Source organism: Pseudomonas sp. Q1-7 (assembly GCF_028010285.1).
Taxonomy (GTDB): Bacteria; Pseudomonadota; Gammaproteobacteria; order Pseudomonadales; family Pseudomonadaceae; genus Metapseudomonas.
Genome location: NZ_CP116304.1, coordinates 909,519 through 926,342, shown reverse-complemented (window position 1 = coordinate 926,342; position 16,824 = coordinate 909,519). Strand labels below are relative to the sequence as shown.

Here is a 16,824-nt window from a genome sequence, read left to right as displayed (position 1 = left end):
ACGCCATCCTACGCAGCCCGACTGTAGGATGGGTTGAGGCACGAAACCCATCGGTGGCTAGCGCGCGGTATCCAGCAGCCGGCAAAGCTTCTCGGTGGCCTGGAGCATCTGGAAGCTCGGACGCTCCAGGCCCCGATCCGGCACCGCCCAGACCTGCCCATTCCTCACCGCCGCCACCTGCGGCCAGGCCTTCCAGGCGCCCGCCTGACTGGGCTCGCTGACCAGGATCACCGCCGGGTCGCGCTGCAGCACGGCCTCGATCCCCACTTGCGGCGCCGGCAGCGTCAGGTCGGCGAAAACGTTCTGCGCCCCACAGAGCGTCAGGGCATCGCTGACGATCTGCCGGCCGCCCAGGGTGTAGAGCGGCTTGTCCCAGACCTGATAGAAGACTTTCAGCGGCACCTCGCGCCCATGGCGCTGACGCAGCGCGGCCAGGCCCGCCTCGAAGCGCGCGGCCAACTGGCGTCCCTGCTCGGCGCGGCCGACGCGCTCACCGATGGCGGCGAAGGACTGCGCCAGTTGCGCCAGATCCCGGGGTTCCACCACCAGTTGCGGAATCGACAGCCTGGCCAGTTGCTCGCGGCCGGTGGCGCCGACACTGTCCGGCCAGAGCAGCACCAGATCGGGTTTCAGGGCGAGCAGGCTTTCCGCCTGCAACTGGCCGTAGCGCCCCACGGACGGTAGCCCCGTCAGGTCAGCCGGTCGCTCGCCACCATCGAGCACGCCCACCAGCAGGTCGCCCGCGCCAAGGTCGAGCATGATTTCAGTAAGGGAAGGTGCCAGGCTGACCACCCGCAACTGCGCCGCGGCGGGCAGTGCCAGGCACAGCAGCAGGCAGGCGAGCAGCCGGCGCATCAGCCGAGCTGGCGGGGAATTCGGTAGAGGTAGAGCAGCACCAGGCTGCTCATGGCCAGCAGGAACAGCGCGACGCCGTTGAGGCCCACCGGCACCGCCAGGGCGGCGATCCAGGCCGGCAGCGAGGCGACCTGCAGGGCCTTGGCGCGACAACGACCCAGCGCGGTCCAGGCAGCGGGTTCCTCGGGCGTGTCGAGAACGGCCTCGGTAGCCACCAGCGCACGCTTGTAGGCGGCGAACAGTTTGAGGCTGGGGAACATGGCCAGCAGGCCGACGATGAACATCGGCATCTGCAGCGCCGGCAACCATTCACGGCCGCCGAGGAAGGCCTCCATCAGGAACAGCGGCGCGAGGGTCAGCAGCAACTGCCGCCACCAGGCCACGCCCAGCCGGCGACGGGCTTGCGCGCGGGTCACGACTCGGCTTCCGCCTGGTGCAGGTTGCCGAGCATGTGCCCGAGTTTGCCGGCCTTGGTAGCCAGGTACTTGCGGTTGTGCTTGTTCAGGCCGGTCTGCAGCGGCACCCGCTCGGAGACGTTCAGGCCATAGCTTTCCAGCGCCTTGACCTTGCGCGGGTTGTTGGTCATCAGCTTGATGGCGCTGATACCCAGGTGCTCCAGCATGGGCTGGCACATGGCGTAGTCGCGCTGGTCGGCGCCGAATCCCAGGCGCTCATTGGCCTCCACGGTGTCCGCACCGCCGTCCTGCAGCTCATAGGCGCGGATCTTGTTCAGCAGGCCGATGCCTCGGCCTTCCTGGCGCAGGTAGAGCAGTACGCCGCGGCCGACTTCGGCGATGGCGCGCAGCGCGGCTTCCAGCTGGAAACCGCAGTCGCAGCGCAGGCTGAACAGGGCGTCGCCGGTGAGGCACTCGGAGTGCAGGCGACCCAGCACGGGTTCGCCGCTGGCCACATCCCCCAGGGTCAGGGCGACGTGCTCCTTGCCACTGGTTTCATCGAGGAAGCCGTGCATGGTGAACACGCCGAACGGGGTGGGCAACTGGGAGGCGGCGACGAATACGACGGACACCGTAGGACTCCTGGATAGTGACAAGGCCGGCATTGTATCAGCAGCGCCAACCGGCCGGTCAGACTGAATAGTTGGGGATAAATATCGAATGCCTGGAAGCAATCCGGCTAGAACTTGGACTCCAGCAACAGCACGCCCTGCTCTTCGCGCCAGCGCACACGGTTGAGGAAGCTCATGCCCAGCAGCACGTCCACCGGCGCCTGCCCCTCGATCACTGCGCCCTCCACGCCCAGCACTTCGAGGCTGCCGACCTTGATCCGGTCGAAGGTCACCCGCCAGGCGTTCACCGTACCGCCCGCGGTGCTGGCCTTCATCGGCAGACCCTTGACCCGGTAGTCGATACCCAGCCGCCGTGCCTGGTGCTCGTTCATGGCGACGCTGGTAGCCCCGGTATCCACCAGGAACTGCACCGGGTGGCCGTCGATGGAGCCAGCGACCTGGTAATGGCCATTGTTGCTGCGGGCGATGCTCAGTTGGGCCTTCTGCGGCGGGGCCGTTACGGAAGACGCGCCGGAGGAAGGGCCAGCCTGGTTGTATTCGCGGGAGAGGCCATAGTGGCGCTCGACGCCATCGACCCGCAGTACCGCGCCCTTGCTGTCGGCGCTGATCACCTGCACGCCGCCAGGGCCGGTCTGGCCCACCTTCACCAGCTTGCGCTGGCCATCGACGTTGATCACCGCCGCGCCGGGAAACAGGCCGACCACTTGCACCTGCGCAGCGCCGACGAACACCGGGGCGAGTGCCAGCAGGCAGGCGGCGATGCGTAGATCAGGGCGTGGCATGGGGTCTCTCCAGTTCCTTGTCGAAAGCGTAGGGCTGCTGCCAGCGGCGGAACAGCGGCCGCAACTCGCCACTGGCGACCAGGGCCCCCATGCGGCGATCGAAGATGTCCGCCAGGCGCCGCCCCCGCTCGGTATTGGCGAAGCCCAGGTAGAGCGGCAGGCGCGTCAGCGGGGTGATCCGATAACGGCTGGGATCGGCAGCGCTGTGCAGCACATCGTCCACCTCGGTGCGGGCGTCGATGTAGAAGTCCACGTGGCCGAGGTCGAGCATCGACAGGATACCGTTGCGCCGCTGGATTTCCTCGAAGTGCTTCAGGTTCGGCAGGTAGGCCTGGTAGTTGTAGCCACGCATCCAGGCGAGGCGGTACTGGCCCAGGCTGGCCAGGGTGGGGACAGGCGTCGAACTCCGCGACAGGGCGCTGACCCGGTCGGCGTCGTAGTGCCAGCGCGGATACAGGGTGCCCTCGACCTCGTCAGGGTAGGAGCCGACCCAGGCATCCGCCTCGCCGCGCTGCACCAGGCCGATGGAGCGGGTATAGGGCACGGAGCGGATCTTCAGCCGGATCCCCGCGGGCTCGTACACGCGGCGCAGGATGTCCCAGCCGAGGCCGCTGCCATCGGCCTCGGTATGCCGGGCCCAGACCTCGGCGACCAGGTGGATCTCGTCGACCGGAAAGGGGGCGGCCCAGGCCGCCGGCACCAGCAGGCACCCGACCAGCACCTTGAGTATCCAGTTCCGCATCCGCCCTCCGTGCGCCTTAGACCCGCACCCGGCCGGCACTAGGCCAGGCCCCAGACAATGAGCTGCATCGCCAGCCAGGCGAAGACCCCGGCCAGCACGTCGTCGAGCATGATGCCCACGCCGCCGTGAACATGCCGGTCGATCCAGCGGATCGGCCAGGGCTTGAGAATGTCCATCACCCGGAACATCAGGAATCCCAGCAGCAGCCACTGCCAGCCCTCGGGCACCAGCCAGAGGGTGATCCACATGCCGACCATCTCGTCCCAGACGATACCTTCATGGTCATGCACCCGCAGGTCGTCGGCCACCTTGCCGCACAGCCAGAAGCCGAACAGCATGGTCAGTCCCAGCATCAGCCAGTAGCCCCAGTCCGGCAGCATCTGCCAGAGCGGAATGAACGGCAGCGCCACCAGCGAACCCCAGGTGCCGGGCGCCTTGGGCAAGGTGCCCGAGCCGAAGCCGAAAGCGATGAAATGCCAGGGGTTGCTCCACACCGAATGGGGGATTGGCTGCGGCGTGGCCGAGTCGTGATCAGTCACCTTGACTCCCGAAATGTTGATAACCCAGTGCCGACGGCTGCACGGCCTGGCCGGCGGCATCCAGCAGGTGCACGCCCTGCCCCGCCTCGACCCGCCCGATCACCGCCACCTCGGGCCATGCGGCCTGGACAGCGGCCAGCTCGTCGGCGGGCAGGGTAAAGGCCAGGCGGTAGTCGTCGCCACCGGACAGCGCACAGTTGAGGGCGAAATCCCTCGAATGGAGCCCCGCGAGCGCGGCCGACAGCGGCAGTCGCGCGATGTCTATCCACAGCGCCACTCCGGAGGCGGCGGCGATGTGCCCGCAATCGGCAAGCAGGCCGTCGGAGATGTCCAGTGCCGCCGTGGCCCGGCCACGCAAGGCCTGGCCCAGGGCCAATTGCGGCTGCGGCGCCCAGTAGCGCTGCAGCAGGTAATCCGCCTCGGCGCCGCTGTCCTGCCGCTCGCCCAGCACCAGCGGCAAGGCCCCGGCACCATCGCCCAGGCTGCCGCCCACGCAGAGCAGGTCGCCGGCACGCGCACCGGCGCGGGTCAGCGCCTGGCCGGCGGGCAGCCGGCCGAATACGGTGAGGGTCAGGCTCAGCGGCCCGCGCGTGGTGTCGCCGCCCACCAGGCCGATGCCACAACCCTGCGCCATGGCGCAAAGGCCACGGGCGAAGCCTTCCAGCCAGTCGGGCCGGGCTTCGGACAGGGTCAGGGCGAGGGTGAAGGCGACAGGCGCGGCGCCCATCGCCGCCAGATCGCTGACGGACACCGCCAGGGCGCGTTGGCCGAGCAGGAAGGGGTCGGCAGCGTGGGGGAAGTGCACGCCGGACACCAGGGTGTCGGTGGAAATCGCCAGTTGCTCGCCGGCAGGCAGTTGCAACAGGGCACAGTCGTCGCCGATGCCGAGGGCAATGCCTTCGCCCCCGGCCGCGCAGGCGGCGGAGGCGAAGAAACGGCGGATCAGCTCGAACTCACCCATTCACTGAGGGGCGCGCGCTGCGATCAGCGCTTGCCGCCGCGGACTTCGGCGGCCCGCAGGCGCGGCGCCAGCTTGTCCAGTACGCCGTTGACGAACTTGTGCCCGTCGGTGGCGCCGAACACCTTGGCCAGCTCGATGCCTTCGTTGATTACCACGCGGTACGGCACGTCCACCCGGTTCATCAGTTCGTAGGTGGACAGGCGCAGGATCGCCAGCTCGACCGGGTCGACTTCCTCGAGGGCGCGGTCCAGGCAGGGCAGGAAGGCCTCGTCGATCTCGGTCTTCAGGCGCGGCACGCCGTGGAGGATTTCATGGAAGTAGGCACCGTCGACCGTGCTGAAATCGTTGTCGACGCGGAACTGCGCCTCGATTTCGTTGAGCGGCTGACCGGCGATGTGCCAGGAGTAGAGCGCCTGCATCGCCAGGCTGCGGGCCTGGCGACGGGCTGCGATCTTGCCTTTCGGCGCCTTGGGCGCCGAACCGTCTGCGTTGCTCACTTGGCCTCCAGGGCAGCCAGCAGGCTGACCATCTCCAGGGCGGACAGGGCGGCTTCGGCGCCCTTGTTGCCGGCCTTGGTGCCGGAGCGCTCGATGGCCTGCTCGATGGAGTCGACGGTCAGCACGCCGAAGGCGACCGGTACGCCGAATTCCATAGAAACCTGGGCCAGGCCCTTGGTGCACTCGCCGGCGACGTATTCGAAGTGCGGGGTGCCGCCACGAATGACCGCGCCGAGGGCGATGATGGCGGAGTACTCGCCTTGCTGGGCGACCTTCTGGGCCACCAGCGGGATTTCGAAGGCGCCGGGGGCGCGGATGAGGGTGATGTCGCTTTCGCTGACACCGTGGCGGACCAGGGCGTCTACGGCGCCGCTCACCAGGCTTTCCACGACGAAGCTGTTGAAACGGCCGACCACCAGGGCATAGCGGCCTTTGGGGGCGATGAAGGTACCTTCGATGGTCTTCAGGGACATGGGCGAGTTCTCGTCAATTTAAAGAGCGAGGGCCCCGGCCTTGATGGCCGGAGCCCTGCGGGTCATTCAGCGGGCAGGTATTCTACAACTTCCAGGTCGAAACCGGATATCGCGTTGAACTTCATCGGCGAGCTCATCAGGCGCATCTTGCGCACCCCGAGGTCGCGCAGGATCTGCGATCCGGCACCGACGGTGCTGTAGGTGGTCGGGTTGGTGACGCGGGTCTCGGCGCCCATCTGGCGCTCCAGGTGCGCCAGCAGCTGCGGGCCGGTGAGCGGGGTGCCGAGGAGCAGCACCACGCCGCTGCCGGCGGCGGCCACTTCCTTCATCGCGGCGCGCAGGCTCCAGCGGCCGGCCTGGTTGACCATGAACAGGTCGCGCAGCGGGTCCATGTTGTGCACCCGCACCAGGGTCGGCTCTTCCGGGCAGATATTGCCCAGGGTCAGGGCCATGTGCACGTCGCCTTCCACGGCATCGCGGTAGGTCACCAGGTTGAAGTGGCCCAGCTCGCTGTCCAGCGGCTGCTCGGCGATGCGCTCGACCGTGCGTTCGTGGATCAGGCGGTAGTGGATGAGGTCGGCGATGGTGCCGATCTTGATCCCGTGCTCGGCGGCGAAGGCCTCCAGCTCCGGACGACGGGACATGGTGCCGTCGTCGTTCATGATCTCGCAGATCACCCCGCTCGCTTCGAAACCGGCCATGCGCGCCAGGTCGCAAGCCGCCTCGGTGTGGCCGGCACGGGCCAGCACGCCGCCGGGCTGGGCCATCAGCGGGAAGATGTGGCCGGGGCTGACGATATCCTCGGCCTTGGCGTTCTTGGCGGCGGCCACCTGCACGGTGCGCGCGCGGTCGGCGGCGGAGATGCCGGTGGTGACACCCTCGGCGGCCTCGATGGAGACGGTGAACTTGGTGCCGAAGCCGGAACCGTTGCGCGGCGCCATCAGCGGCAGCTTGAGCAGCTCGCAGCGCTCACGGGTCATGGGCATGCAGATCAGGCCACGGGCGAACTTGGCCATGAAGTTGATGTGCTCGGCCTGCACGCACTCGGAGGCCATGATCAGGTCGCCTTCGTTCTCGCGATCCTCGTCATCCATGAGGATGACCATCTTGCCCTGGCGGATGTCTTCGATCAGTTCGTCGATGCTGTTGAGAGCCATGGGCCCTCCTTATGAATTCAGTGTTTGAGGTAGCCGTGTTCGGCGAGGAAGCTTTCGGTCAGGCCGGAAGACTGGGGCTCGGCCGCCTTGTCGCCGAGCAGCAGGCGCTCCAGGTAGCGGGCCAGCAGGTCGACTTCCAGGTTGATCCGGCGTCCGGGGCGGTAGTCGACCATGATGGTCTCGGCCAGGGTGTGCGGGACGATGGTCAGCTCGAACTCGGCGCCGTTCACCGCGTTCACCGTCAGGCTGGTGCCGTCGACGGTGATCGAGCCCTTGAGGGCGATGTACCTGGCCAGGTCGCGGGGGGCGCGGATGCGGAATTGCACGGCGCGGGCATTGTCTTCCCGGGCCACCACTTCCCCGATGCCGTCGACGTGACCGCTGACCAGATGGCCGCCCAGGCGGCTGGTGGGGGTCAGGGCCTTTTCCAGATTGACCGGACTGCCGGGCTTGAGGTCGTCGAAGGCGGTGCGGGCCAGGGTTTCGCGACTGACGTCGGCCCAGAAGCCGTTGCCGGGCAGCTCCACGGCGGTCAGGCAGACGCCATTGACCGCGATGCTGTCGCCGAGCTTGACGTCGGACAGGTCCAGCTTGCCGGTTTCCACCAGGACGCGGACGTCGCCGCCCTTGGGCGTGATCGCACGGATGGTGCCGATGGCTTCGATTATGCCGGTGAACATGGGACCTCCAGAGCGTGCAGCGAACCGGCCGGAACCGGCGAGTGAGGCAGTATAGGCGCCCACGCCCGGCCCGCGCGCAGGCAGGCCGCCGGCGCCGGAAGGAAGTGGGTCATTGCATGTGGCATCGATGGAACTCCTGTTTCGTGAAAAACAGGGCGTATCGGATCGAAAGGGATCTGGCGGGCAGCAGTGCGGACGCACCCCGACCCAGGCAGGCAATCCCGTTCTCTCTTCATCCGGACTTTAACCGTCGGCCCCGGAGTCACACCGGGTCTGCTGACCTTGCTGGAAGCGATTGGCTGCGCGTCGGCGATACGGCGTTGAAAACCGCCTTGTCTCGCTCCAGCTCGCTCAATCTTGAACATAAATCCACGCAAGCGCTCGCGGGCTATGCGCGTACTGCGCAATCACCGCCGGTGGGGACTTTCACCCCGCCCTGAGAACGTTTCAGCCAGTCGATGAGACTGGCTGGCAGGCGTTTTATCACAGTCGTGGCGATCTTGCATCGGCCTTTGCGGCCCTGCCGGCGACCGGGAAATCAGGCGGGAACGCGGGGAACCGCGATAACCCGCCAGTCGTCGCCCACGGCCCGTATCTCGACGATCGTCAGCTCCGGCGCCTCGGCCATCCGCTCCAGGGGCCAGTCCAGCAGCGGGCGCGCACTGGAACCAAGGAACTTGCCGGCGATGAAGATCTGGTACTCGTCCACCAGCCCTTCGCGGGCGAAAGCGCCGGCCAGGCGCGGGCCGGCTTCCACCAACACCTCGTTGGCGCCACGCTCGGCCAGCTTCAGCAGCAGGCGGCGCAGGTCGACATGGCCATCGGCGCCGGGCAGCGCCAGCAGCTCGTGCCCCGGATGGGCGTTACGGCCTTCCAGTGCGGTGGCCACCAGCGCCGGACCGGCCTGGAAGAAGGGCGCGGAGGCGGGCACCCGCAGTCGGCCATCCACCAGGACGCGCAACGGCGGGCGGCTGACGGCCAGGGCGGTGAGTTCGGGGTCCAGCCCCAGTTCGTCGCCGCGCACGGTGAGGCGCGCGGCGTCGGTGAGCACGGTGTCGGCGCCGGTCAGCACCAGGCTGGCGCGGGCGCGCAGGCGCTGCACGGCGGAACGCGCCGCCGGGCCGGTGATCCACTGGCTTTCGCCGCTGGCCATGGCGGTGCGGCCATCCAGGCTCATGGCCAGCTTGACCCGCACGAAGGGCAGGCCCTGCTCCATGCGTTTGATGAAACCGGGATTCAACGCGCGCGCCTCGGCTTCCAGCACACCGCTGGCGACGGCGATGCCGGCGTCCGCCAGGCGCTGGAGGCCACGGCCGGCGACCTGGGGATTGGGGTCCTGCATGGCCGCCACCACACGGCCGACACCGGAGGCCACCAGGGCGTCGGCGCAGGGTGGCGTGCGGCCATGGTGGCTGCAGGGTTCCAGGGTGACGTAGGCGGTGGCGCCACGGGCCCGTTCACCGGCCTGGCGCAGGGCATGGACTTCGGCATGCGGCTCGCCGGCGCGGACGTGCCAGCCTTCGCCGACGACCTGACCATCGCGCACGATGACGCAACCGACGCGGGGATTGGGATGAGTGGAGTAGACGCCTTTGCGCGCCAGCTCCAGGGCGCGGGCCATGTAGGCCTGATCGTTACCGGCCATCAGTCTTTCGAGGGCTCGCGGGCCAGGCGTTCGATTTCCTCGCGGAACTCGTTGAGATCCTGGAAGCGGCGGTAGACGGAGGCGAAGCGGATGTACGCGACTTCGTCGAGCTTCTGCAGCTCGGCCATCACCAGCTCGCCCAGCACCCGCGACTTCACCTCGCGTTCGCCGGTGGCGCGCAGTTTATGCTTGATGTGGGCGATGGCCGCTTCCAGCCGCTCGACACTCACCGGGCGCTTTTCCAGCGCGCGCTGCATGCCGGCGCGCAGCTTGTCTTCGTCGAAGGGCTGACGGCTGCCGTCCTGCTTGATCAGCCGGGGCATCACCAGCTCGGCGGTTTCGAAGGTGGTGAAGCGTTCTTCGCAGGCCAGGCACTCGCGACGGCGGCGCACCTGATCGCCCTCGGCGACCAACCGCGAATCAATGACCTTGGTGTCGTGGGCGCCGCAGAAGGGACAGTGCATGGCGTTCGGGAGGGCATCGGCAGAAAAGGTGGTCCATGGTAGCGCATCCCCGAGGCAAGACAAGTCGACGCCTTTGCGCTATAAGGCCCGCGCACAGAGATCAGGAAGCCCCGATGCGCCCAGTCCTCCCCCTGCTCCTTGCGGCCCTGCTGGCGGCTTGCGCCAGCGAAGAGCCCGCCCCGCCCCAGCCTGCCCCGACTCCCGCGCCGAAGGTACAGGCCACGCCCGCGCACCTGCGCGAACTCAGCGGCGTACTGCAGCTGCCACCATCGGGCAGCGAAGTGGAGATGGCCCTGTTGAGCGTCGATTCCCGCGACCGGCCACAACGCCTGCTGGGCAGCCTGGTGCTCAGTGGCAACGGCGGTCCCCTGCCTTTCCGCCTGCTGTTCAACCCCGAAGCCTTCCCCCGTGGCGAACGGGTGGAACTGCGCGCCCGCGCCACGCTGTCCGGACGCCTGATCCTCAAGCTGCAGCCGCGCCTCATCCTGCAGCCGGACAGCCAGGCCCTGGGCACCCTGCACATGGTGCCCGCACCATGAAAGCTCCACAGCCGCTTCAGCAGGCCCTTGGCCAGTTGCTGGGCGATGCCAGCCTGAGCGCGGAAACCCTGCCCGGCACCGATCTCAAGCTCTGGCTGATCGACGCCAGCAACATGGACAGGGCCTTCAGCCCCGAGGAAACCCGGCGCATCCTCGAAGAGCCGCCCTACTGGTGCTTCTGCTGGGCCAGCGGCCTGGCCCTGGCGCGCTGGCTGGCGGAAAAGCCGGAGTGGGTGGCGGGCAAGCGCGTGCTGGACTTCGGCGCCGGCTCCGGCGTCGCCGCCATCGCCGCGGCCAAGGCCGGCGCCCTCGACGTGGTGGCCTGTGACCTCGACCCGCTGGCCCTGGACGCCTGCCGCGCCAACGCGGCATTGAATGGGGTAGAGCTGAACTACTCGACGGACTTCTTCCAGGAAGAGGACCGCTTCGACCTGGTGATAGTCGCCGACGTGCTCTACGACCGCGCCAACCTGCCGCTGCTCGACCATTTCCTCAGTCGCGGGCGTCAGGCCCTGGTGGCCGACTCGCGGGTCCGCGACTTCCAGCACCCGCTCTACACCCGCCTGGCCGTGCTCGACGCCTGCACCTGGCCGGACCTGGCCGAACCGGCGGAATTCCGCAGCGTGAGCCTGTATCACGCGATACGCTGACGCGGGTGCGGGTCATGGGTGGGACATACCTTGTGGGAGCGAATTCATTCGCGATGGCGTGCGCAGCGCTCCCGAGTGGTTTCCCGGGGCCGGACCTGCGGCCCGATTCGCGAATGAATTCGCTCCTACGGGTAGAGCAGACCGAGTAACGGGGAAGCCCGGCGCTCGCATCCAGCCTGCGTCTTCCTGTAGGCGGCTGCCTCCGGCGGCCGTATGATTCGCCCATCCTTTCGCGCTTTCGAGACTCCAGATGAGCGACATTCCCTACATCTTCGATACCACCGGCGCCGATTTCGACCAGGCGGTGATCCAGAACTCCTTCCACAAGCCCGTGCTGGTCGACTTCTGGGCCGACTGGTGCGCGCCGTGCAAAGCGCTGATGCCGCTGCTGGCGCAGATCGCCGAGTCCTACCAGGGCGAACTGCTGCTGGCCAAGGTCAACTGCGACATCGAGCAGGACATCGTGATGCGCTTCGGCATCCGCAGCCTGCCCACCGTGGTGCTGTTCAAGGACGGCCAGCCGGTGGACGGCTTCGCCGGCGCCCAGCCGGAATCGGCCATCCGCGCCATGCTCGAACCCCATGTGCAGATGCCGGCCACACCCCAGGGAAACCTGCTGGACGCCGCCCAGGCCGCCTTCAGCGACGGCCGCATCGGCGAAGCCGAGAACCTGCTCAAGCAATTGCTGACCGAGGACAACACCAATGCCGCCGGTCTGATCCTCTACGCCCGCTGCCTGGCCGAGCGCGGTGAGCTGGGCGAAGCGGAAAGCGTACTCAATGCGGTGAAGAGCGACGAGCACAAGCAGGCCCTGGCCGGCGCGCGCGCCCAGTTGACCTTCCTCCGCCAGGCCGCCGACCTGCCGGAAGTGGCCGACCTGAAATCCCGCCTGGCGCAGGACGCCGGCGATGACGAAGCGGTCTACCAACTGGCGGTGCAGCAGCTTTCCCGCCAGCAGTACGAACCCGCGCTGGAGGCCCTGCTCAAGCTCTTCGTGCGCAATCGCGGCTACGACAACGGCCTGCCCCACAAGACGCTGCTGCAGGTGTTCGACCTGCTGGGCAACGACCACCCGCTGGTCACCACCTACCGCCGCAAGCTGTACAACGCCATCTATTGATCGCCCTGGCCGTTGGGCCTCGCAAGCTCGGCACCAACCTACGCCTGTAGGTTGGGCTGAGACACGAAGCCCAACGCGCGGGTCCTCAGCCCTTCCAGATATACAGCGGCGCGTCTTCCCGCACCTCGACGTGCACCTGCTCGTTGTGGCGCAGGCGCACCAGCAGGCGCTTGCCCGCCGCCACGCCGCCGGCCAGGCCCTCCAGCTCGGCCAGCAGGCGCGGTCCTTCCATCTGTCCAGCCTCGCGCAGCACTTGCTGAGCGGTCTCCCAGAGCGCGTCGCTGCGCGGGGCGCCGGGCGTCCTTGGCGCCGCCGGAACCTGCGCCACCGCCTCAGGCGAAATCCGCCTCGCCAGTTGGTCCCAGTCCTCGGCGTCCATCTCCACCGTCAGGTCCACCGGCCAGTCACCGATCCGTCCACGTATGCGCAGCATGTCCCACTCCTCCAGAAACGACTGGGCAATGCTCCCACTTCGCTGGCGAGATGCCCACATTTGTTATAACGTAACGCAAACCAATACCTCGCCTTGGAGTCACGCCCATGCGTCGCCTGCTGTTCGCCCTCCCCCTCGCCCTGCTGCCCCTGGCCATCGCCCAGGCCCAGAACCACGAACACGACCATGACCACGCACATGGCAGCCTCGACGCCCACGAGCACGGGGTGGCGCGGCTCAACGCGGCACTGGACGGCAAGACCCTGGAGCTGGAGCTGGAAAGCCCGGCCATGAACCTGGTGGGCTTCGAGCACGCGGTGAACAGCGCTGCCGACAAGGCCAAGGTGGCCGCCGCCCGCGCCGAACTGGAGCAGCCCCTGGCGCTCTTCGCCCTGCCCGCCGCGGCCGGCTGCAAGGTGGCCTCCCAGGAGCTGGAAAGTCCGCTGTTCGGCGACGACCACGCCGATGACCACGAAGGCCATGACGAGCACGCCGAGGAGCAGGCGCACACCGACGTCCATGCCCAGTACCGCCTGGCGTGCGCCGCCCCCGAGGCGCTGAAGGCCCTGGACCTCGCCGAGCTGTTCAAGCGCTTCCCCGCCACCCGGAAAATTCAGGTACAACTGATCGGCCCGAAGGGCCAGCAAGGCGCGGAACTCACCGCCGCCAACGCCAGCCTGAGCTTCTAATTTCCCACGAACCGACCGGGGTAACCCGGTCGCTTGCCCATGAGCCAGACACTGATCGAACTCCAGGGGCTGGGCTTCGCCTGGCCCGGTCACGGGGAGCTGCTGGATATCCCGGCGTTCTCGCTGAAACGGGGCGAAAGCCTCTTCCTCAAAGGCCCCAGCGGCAGCGGCAAGACCACCCTGTTGGGGCTGCTCGGCGGCGTGCAGCAACCCGGACGCGGCACCATCCGCCTGCTCGGCCAGGACCTGGCGACGCTTTCCGCCAGCGCCCGCGACCACTTTCGCGTCGACCACACCGGCTACATCTTCCAGCAGTTCAACCTGCTGCCATTCCTCTCGGTGCGGGAGAACGTCGAGCTGCCCTGCCGCTTCTCGCGCCTGCGCGCCGCACGCGCCCGCCAGCGCCACGGCAGCGTCGACGCGGCCGCCGCGACCCTGCTGCGCCACCTGGGCCTGAAGGAAGAACTGCTGCAACGCCGCGCCGACGCCCTGTCCATCGGCCAGCAGCAGCGGGTCGCCGCCGCCCGCGCGCTGATCGGCCAGCCAGAGCTGGTGATCGCCGACGAGCCCACCTCGGCGCTGGACTTCGATGCTCGCGAGGCTTTCCTCCACCTGCTTTTCGCCGAATGCCGCGACGCCGGTGCCAGCCTGCTGTTCGTCAGCCATGACCAGAGCCTGGCGCCGCTGTTCGACCGCAGCCTGTCCCTGGCGGAGCTGAACCGCGCCGCACGCATCGAGGAGGATTGAGATGTATCTGCTGCGCCTGGCCCTGGCCAGCCTTGCCAACCGCCGCTTCACGGCCCTGCTGACGGTCTTCGCCATCGCCCTCTCGGTCTGCCTGCTGCTGGCCGTGGAACGGGTGCGCACCGAGGCCCGCGCCAGCTTCGCCAGCACCATCAGCGGCACCGACCTGATCGTCGGCGCGCGCTCCGGCTCGGTGAACCTGCTGCTCTACTCGGTGTTCCGCATCGGCAATGCCACCAACAACATCCGCTGGGACAGCTTCGAGGCCATTAGCCAGGACAAACGGGTCAAATGGGCCATCCCCGTCTCCCTCGGCGACTCCCACCGCGGCTACCGGGTGATGGGCACCAGCGCCGCCTATTTCGAGCACTACCGCTACGGCCGCGGCCAGCCGCTGCGCCTGGCCGAGGGCAAGCCCTTCGCCGACCTGTTCGAGGTGGTGCTGGGCGCCGACGTGGCCGAGGCGCTGCAGTACAAGCTCGGCGAGCGCATCGTCCTCGCCCACGGCGTCAGCACCGTCAGCCTGGTGCAGCACGACGACAAGCCGTTCACCGTGGTCGGCATCCTCGCCCGCACCGGCACCCCGGTGGACCGTACCCTGCACATTTCCCTGGCCGGCATGGAGGCACTGCACGTCGACTGGCAGAACGGCGTCCCCGCACGCGGGGCCGGCAAGGTCAGCGCCGACCAGGCCCGCGCCCTGGACCTGCAACCCAAGGCGATCACCGCCTTCATGCTCGGCCTCAACAGCAAGATCGCCACCTTCGCGCTGCAGCGGCAGATCAACGAGTACCGTGGCGAACCGCTGCTGGCGATCCTCCCCGGCGTGGCCCTGCAGGAGCTGTGGAGCCTGATGGGCACGGCCGAGAAGGCGCTGTTCGTCGTCTCGCTGTTCGTGGTGCTCACCGGCCTGATCGGCATGCTCACGGCCATCCTCACCAGCCTCAACGAGCGCCGCCGGGAAATGGCCATCCTCCGCTCGGTGGGCGCGCGGCCCTGGCATATCGGCAGCCTGCTGGTGCTGGAAGCCTTCGCCCTGGCCCTGGCCGGGGCGACGCTGGGCCTGGGCCTGCTGTACCTGGGCATCGGCCTCGGCCAGGGCTACGTGCAGGCCAACTACGGCCTCTACCTGCCCCTGGCCCTGCCAAGCCCCTATGAGTGGTCGCTGCTCGGCGCTATTCTGGCCGCCGCCCTGCTGATGGGCGTGGTGCCGGCCTGGCGTGCCTACCGGCAGTCGCTGGCCGACGGCCTTTCCATTCGCCTGTGAGACCTCCATGACGCGCGTGCTGCTGGCTCTGTTGTTGACCCTTTCCTCACCACTCTGGGCTGGCGAGCCGCGCGAACTCACCTGGTCCGAGATGATCCCCGAAGGCGCGCCGCCACCCGCGCCGCCCGCGCCCATCCACGACCTCTCGCAACTGTCCGACGCCCTCAGCGCCGAGGCTGGCCCCGCCGCCACCCAGCAATCGCCGGCGGCACCGGTGGTCAAGGCGCTCGACGGCCAGGACGTTAAGCTGCCGGGCTATATCGTGCCCCTGGAAGTCACCGAGGAAGGGCGCGTCACCGAGTTCCTGCTGGTGCCCTACTTTGGCGCCTGCATCCACGTGCCGCCACCGCCGTCGAACCAGATCGTCCATGTGAAAAGCGAACTGGGTGTGCTGCTGGATGCCCTCTACCAGCCCTTCTGGATCGAGGGGCCCCTGCGGGTGCAGGCCAGCAGCAGCGAGCTGGCCGAAGCCGGCTACCAGATGGACGCGAACAAGATCTACCCCTACGAATCACCCGCCAGCTGACCCTGGATACGCCAAGGCCCGGATTTACCGGGCCTTTTTGCCGTCCGCACCCAGCGGCATTGCTCTGGATCAAGATACGAAGCTTCCTAACTAACGAAACTGGCACCAGTCCAACACACTTAGAACCGACTGGAGCCATCCATGCGCAAGCATCTTCTTACCGCCTCCCTGCTCGCTCTCGCCGTTGCCTCGCCCCTGGCCCAGGCCCACAAGGCCGGCGATGTGATCGTCCGCGCAGGCGCCGCCACCGTCGCCCCGAATGAAGACAGCTCCGCCTTGTCCATCGCCGGCACCAAGGTCGGTGGCACCAAGGCCACCCTGGAAAACGACACCCAACTCGGCCTGACCGGCACCTACATGCTCACCGACCACATCGGTCTGGAACTGCTGGCCGCCACCCCCTTCCAGCACGAAGTGGGCGTGAAAGGCCTGGGCGGCCTCGACGGCAAGCTGGCCGACATCAAGCAACTGCCGCCGACCCTCAGCCTGCAGTACTACCCGCTGGACCCGAATTCGGCCTTCCAGCCCTATGTCGGCGCGGGCATCAACTACACCCTGTTCTTCGACGAGGACCTGACCAGCGCGCGCAAGGCCCAGGGCTTCAGTAACCTGGACCTGGACGATTCCGTGGGCCTCGCCGCACAGGTGGGCATGGACTACATGCTGACCGACAACATCCTGCTCAACGCCGCCGTCTGGTACATCGACATCGACACCCAGGCCACCACCGACCTGGCCGGTGTCGGCAAGGTCAAGGTCGATGTGGACGTGGACCCATGGGTCTACATGGTGGGTGTCGGCTACAAGTTCTGAGAACCTGCCCATGACCCGCTGCGCGTCGGAATAACTGCGTTGGAAATGGCTTCGGATGTGCTCATTTACAGCTCGTGAACTCCGCATCCTCAGCCATATCCGCCTTGTTCTTCTCTAGCTCGCAAGCTCATGGACAGGTTCTGACCCAGTTCTTTCAAGGCGCCTCCGGGCGCCTTTTTCGTATCTGGAGGAATACACAGGATGGGGGTGGGAGCGAATTC

Annotated in this window: 22 protein-coding genes and 1 riboswitch; of the genes, 8 read left to right on the top strand and 14 right to left on the bottom strand. The window is 67.7% G+C overall.

What is annotated here, in order from left to right; genetic code table 11:
- Window positions 1-57: 57 nt before the first annotated feature.
- From PJW05_RS04245 to nrdR, 13 genes are all read right to left on the bottom strand, one after another.
- On the bottom strand, window positions 58-855 hold the full coding sequence (locus PJW05_RS04245) for a cobalamin-binding protein (protein ID WP_271410499.1): 798 nt from the start codon (window positions 853-855) through the stop codon (window positions 58-60).
- Window positions 855-1,271 carry an MFS transporter gene (locus PJW05_RS04240; RefSeq protein ID WP_271410498.1) on the bottom strand — a complete coding sequence of 139 codons (417 nt, stop codon included), beginning with the start codon at window positions 1,269-1,271 and terminating at the stop codon, window positions 855-857. The genes PJW05_RS04245 and PJW05_RS04240 overlap by 1 nt, the downstream gene beginning before the upstream one ends.
- The gene (ribA, locus tag PJW05_RS04235) at window positions 1,268-1,882 is read right to left on the bottom strand and encodes a GTP cyclohydrolase II (RefSeq protein ID WP_271410497.1); all 615 of its coding nucleotides are present in this window, start codon (window positions 1,880-1,882) and stop codon (window positions 1,268-1,270) included. The genes PJW05_RS04240 and ribA overlap by 4 nt, the downstream gene beginning before the upstream one ends.
- A 107-nt stretch (window positions 1,883-1,989) precedes the next feature.
- Entirely contained in the window at window positions 1,990-2,664 is a 675-nt protein-coding gene (locus tag PJW05_RS04230; protein ID WP_271410496.1) for a retropepsin-like aspartic protease family protein, read from the bottom strand.
- Complete coding sequence (locus PJW05_RS04225) at window positions 2,651-3,406, bottom strand: substrate-binding periplasmic protein (protein WP_271410495.1); 756 nt, start codon at window positions 3,404-3,406, stop codon at window positions 2,651-2,653. Before PJW05_RS04225 ends, PJW05_RS04230 begins: the two co-directional genes overlap by 14 nt.
- Window positions 3,407-3,444: 38 nt before the next feature.
- On the bottom strand, window positions 3,445-3,945 hold the full coding sequence (locus tag PJW05_RS04220) for a phosphatidylglycerophosphatase A family protein (RefSeq protein WP_271410494.1): 501 nt from the start codon (window positions 3,943-3,945) through the stop codon (window positions 3,445-3,447).
- Entirely contained in the window at window positions 3,938-4,906 is a 969-nt protein-coding gene (thiL, locus tag PJW05_RS04215; RefSeq protein WP_271410493.1) for a thiamine-phosphate kinase, read from the bottom strand. Before thiL ends, PJW05_RS04220 begins: the two co-directional genes overlap by 8 nt.
- A 23-nt stretch (window positions 4,907-4,929) precedes the next feature.
- On the bottom strand, window positions 4,930-5,403 hold the full coding sequence (nusB, locus tag PJW05_RS04210; protein ID WP_271410492.1) for a transcription antitermination factor NusB: 474 nt from the start codon (window positions 5,401-5,403) through the stop codon (window positions 4,930-4,932).
- Window positions 5,400-5,876, bottom strand: coding sequence for a 6,7-dimethyl-8-ribityllumazine synthase (gene ribH, locus PJW05_RS04205; RefSeq protein WP_016490611.1), 477 nt, complete (start codon window positions 5,874-5,876; stop codon window positions 5,400-5,402). Before ribH ends, nusB begins: the two co-directional genes overlap by 4 nt.
- A 62-nt stretch (window positions 5,877-5,938) precedes the next feature.
- The gene (ribBA, locus tag PJW05_RS04200) at window positions 5,939-7,033 is read right to left on the bottom strand and encodes a bifunctional 3,4-dihydroxy-2-butanone-4-phosphate synthase/GTP cyclohydrolase II (protein ID WP_271410491.1); all 1,095 of its coding nucleotides are present in this window, start codon (window positions 7,031-7,033) and stop codon (window positions 5,939-5,941) included.
- A gap of 17 nt (window positions 7,034-7,050) precedes the next feature.
- Window positions 7,051-7,713, bottom strand: coding sequence for a riboflavin synthase (locus PJW05_RS04195; RefSeq protein WP_271410490.1), 663 nt, complete (start codon window positions 7,711-7,713; stop codon window positions 7,051-7,053).
- A gap of 219 nt (window positions 7,714-7,932) precedes the next feature.
- A riboswitch (FMN riboswitch) is annotated at window positions 7,933-8,161 on the bottom strand.
- 90 nt (window positions 8,162-8,251) lie between these two features.
- A complete protein-coding gene (gene ribD, locus PJW05_RS04190) occupies window positions 8,252-9,358 on the bottom strand; it encodes a bifunctional diaminohydroxyphosphoribosylaminopyrimidine deaminase/5-amino-6-(5-phosphoribosylamino)uracil reductase RibD (RefSeq protein ID WP_271410489.1) in 1,107 nt (368 codons plus the stop codon).
- Window positions 9,358-9,822, bottom strand: a complete 465-nt coding sequence (nrdR, locus tag PJW05_RS04185) for a transcriptional regulator NrdR (protein ID WP_044872644.1) — start codon at window positions 9,820-9,822, stop codon at window positions 9,358-9,360. The genes ribD and nrdR overlap by 1 nt, the downstream gene beginning before the upstream one ends.
- Window positions 9,823-9,935: 113 nt before the next feature.
- Here nrdR and PJW05_RS04180 point away from each other — a divergent pair, with 113 nt between their 5' ends.
- The 3 genes from PJW05_RS04180 to trxA all read left to right on the top strand — a co-directional run bounded on the left by PJW05_RS04180 (window position 9,936) and on the right by trxA (window position 12,131).
- Complete coding sequence (locus PJW05_RS04180; protein ID WP_271410488.1) at window positions 9,936-10,361, top strand: YbaY family lipoprotein; 426 nt, start codon at window positions 9,936-9,938, stop codon at window positions 10,359-10,361.
- Entirely contained in the window at window positions 10,358-11,011 is a 654-nt protein-coding gene (locus tag PJW05_RS04175; RefSeq protein WP_271410487.1) for a class I SAM-dependent methyltransferase, read from the top strand. Before PJW05_RS04180 ends, PJW05_RS04175 begins: the two co-directional genes overlap by 4 nt.
- Window positions 11,012-11,261: 250 nt before the next feature.
- Window positions 11,262-12,131 (top strand): thioredoxin, encoded by an 870-nt coding sequence (gene trxA / locus PJW05_RS04170; protein ID WP_271410486.1) that lies wholly within the window; start codon window positions 11,262-11,264, stop codon window positions 12,129-12,131.
- An 85-nt stretch (window positions 12,132-12,216) separates the two neighbouring features.
- Here the strand turns inward: trxA and PJW05_RS04165 are convergent, their stop codons facing one another.
- Complete coding sequence (locus PJW05_RS04165; protein ID WP_271410485.1) at window positions 12,217-12,564, bottom strand: hypothetical protein; 348 nt, start codon at window positions 12,562-12,564, stop codon at window positions 12,217-12,219.
- A 107-nt stretch (window positions 12,565-12,671) separates the two neighbouring features.
- Between PJW05_RS04165 and PJW05_RS04160 the strand changes: the two genes are divergently transcribed.
- The 5 genes from PJW05_RS04160 (at window position 12,672) to PJW05_RS04140 (ending at window position 16,603) form a co-directional block, all read left to right on the top strand.
- Complete coding sequence (locus tag PJW05_RS04160) at window positions 12,672-13,253, top strand: DUF2796 domain-containing protein (RefSeq protein WP_271410484.1); 582 nt, start codon at window positions 12,672-12,674, stop codon at window positions 13,251-13,253.
- Window positions 13,254-13,292: 39 nt separating this feature from the next.
- Complete coding sequence (locus tag PJW05_RS04155) at window positions 13,293-14,000, top strand: ABC transporter ATP-binding protein (RefSeq protein ID WP_271410483.1); 708 nt, start codon at window positions 13,293-13,295, stop codon at window positions 13,998-14,000.
- Between the two features lies 1 nt (window position 14,001).
- Window positions 14,002-15,264 carry an ABC transporter permease gene (locus PJW05_RS04150; protein ID WP_271410482.1) on the top strand — a complete coding sequence of 421 codons (1,263 nt, stop codon included), beginning with the start codon at window positions 14,002-14,004 and terminating at the stop codon, window positions 15,262-15,264.
- A 7-nt stretch (window positions 15,265-15,271) separates the two neighbouring features.
- Window positions 15,272-15,790 (top strand): DUF3299 domain-containing protein, encoded by a 519-nt coding sequence (locus tag PJW05_RS04145; RefSeq protein ID WP_271410481.1) that lies wholly within the window; start codon window positions 15,272-15,274, stop codon window positions 15,788-15,790.
- A gap of 141 nt (window positions 15,791-15,931) precedes the next feature.
- Window positions 15,932-16,603, top strand: coding sequence for an OmpW/AlkL family protein (locus PJW05_RS04140; protein ID WP_271410480.1), 672 nt, complete (start codon window positions 15,932-15,934; stop codon window positions 16,601-16,603).
- Window positions 16,604-16,824 lie beyond the last annotated feature (221 nt).

Coding starts and splice junctions, on each gene's coding strand:
- PJW05_RS04225 (WP_271410495.1), bottom strand. CDS start 3,406: ATGCGGAACTGGATACTCAAGGTGCTGGTCGGGTGCCTGCTGGTGCCG.
- PJW05_RS04145 (WP_271410481.1), top strand. CDS start 15,272: ATGACGCGCGTGCTGCTGGCTCTGTTGTTGACCCTTTCCTCACCACTC.
- ribBA (WP_271410491.1), bottom strand. CDS start 7,033: ATGGCTCTCAACAGCATCGACGAACTGATCGAAGACATCCGCCAGGGC.
- PJW05_RS04175 (WP_271410487.1), top strand. CDS start 10,358: ATGAAAGCTCCACAGCCGCTTCAGCAGGCCCTTGGCCAGTTGCTGGGC.
- PJW05_RS04150 (WP_271410482.1), top strand. CDS start 14,002: ATGTATCTGCTGCGCCTGGCCCTGGCCAGCCTTGCCAACCGCCGCTTC.
- thiL (WP_271410493.1), bottom strand. CDS start 4,906: ATGGGTGAGTTCGAGCTGATCCGCCGTTTCTTCGCCTCCGCCGCCTGC.
- PJW05_RS04165 (WP_271410485.1), bottom strand. CDS start 12,564: ATGCTGCGCATACGTGGACGGATCGGTGACTGGCCGGTGGACCTGACG.
- PJW05_RS04140 (WP_271410480.1), top strand. CDS start 15,932: ATGCGCAAGCATCTTCTTACCGCCTCCCTGCTCGCTCTCGCCGTTGCC.
- PJW05_RS04245 (WP_271410499.1), bottom strand. CDS start 855: ATGCGCCGGCTGCTCGCCTGCCTGCTGCTGTGCCTGGCACTGCCCGCC.
- trxA (WP_271410486.1), top strand. CDS start 11,262: ATGAGCGACATTCCCTACATCTTCGATACCACCGGCGCCGATTTCGAC.
- PJW05_RS04160 (WP_271410484.1), top strand. CDS start 12,672: ATGCGTCGCCTGCTGTTCGCCCTCCCCCTCGCCCTGCTGCCCCTGGCC.
- PJW05_RS04180 (WP_271410488.1), top strand. CDS start 9,936: ATGCGCCCAGTCCTCCCCCTGCTCCTTGCGGCCCTGCTGGCGGCTTGC.
- PJW05_RS04195 (WP_271410490.1), bottom strand. CDS start 7,713: ATGTTCACCGGCATAATCGAAGCCATCGGCACCATCCGTGCGATCACG.
- ribH (WP_016490611.1), bottom strand. CDS start 5,876: ATGTCCCTGAAGACCATCGAAGGTACCTTCATCGCCCCCAAAGGCCGC.
- ribD (WP_271410489.1), bottom strand. CDS start 9,358: ATGGCCGGTAACGATCAGGCCTACATGGCCCGCGCCCTGGAGCTGGCG.
- PJW05_RS04155 (WP_271410483.1), top strand. CDS start 13,293: ATGAGCCAGACACTGATCGAACTCCAGGGGCTGGGCTTCGCCTGGCCC.
- PJW05_RS04230 (WP_271410496.1), bottom strand. CDS start 2,664: ATGCCACGCCCTGATCTACGCATCGCCGCCTGCCTGCTGGCACTCGCC.
- nrdR (WP_044872644.1), bottom strand. CDS start 9,822: ATGCACTGTCCCTTCTGCGGCGCCCACGACACCAAGGTCATTGATTCG.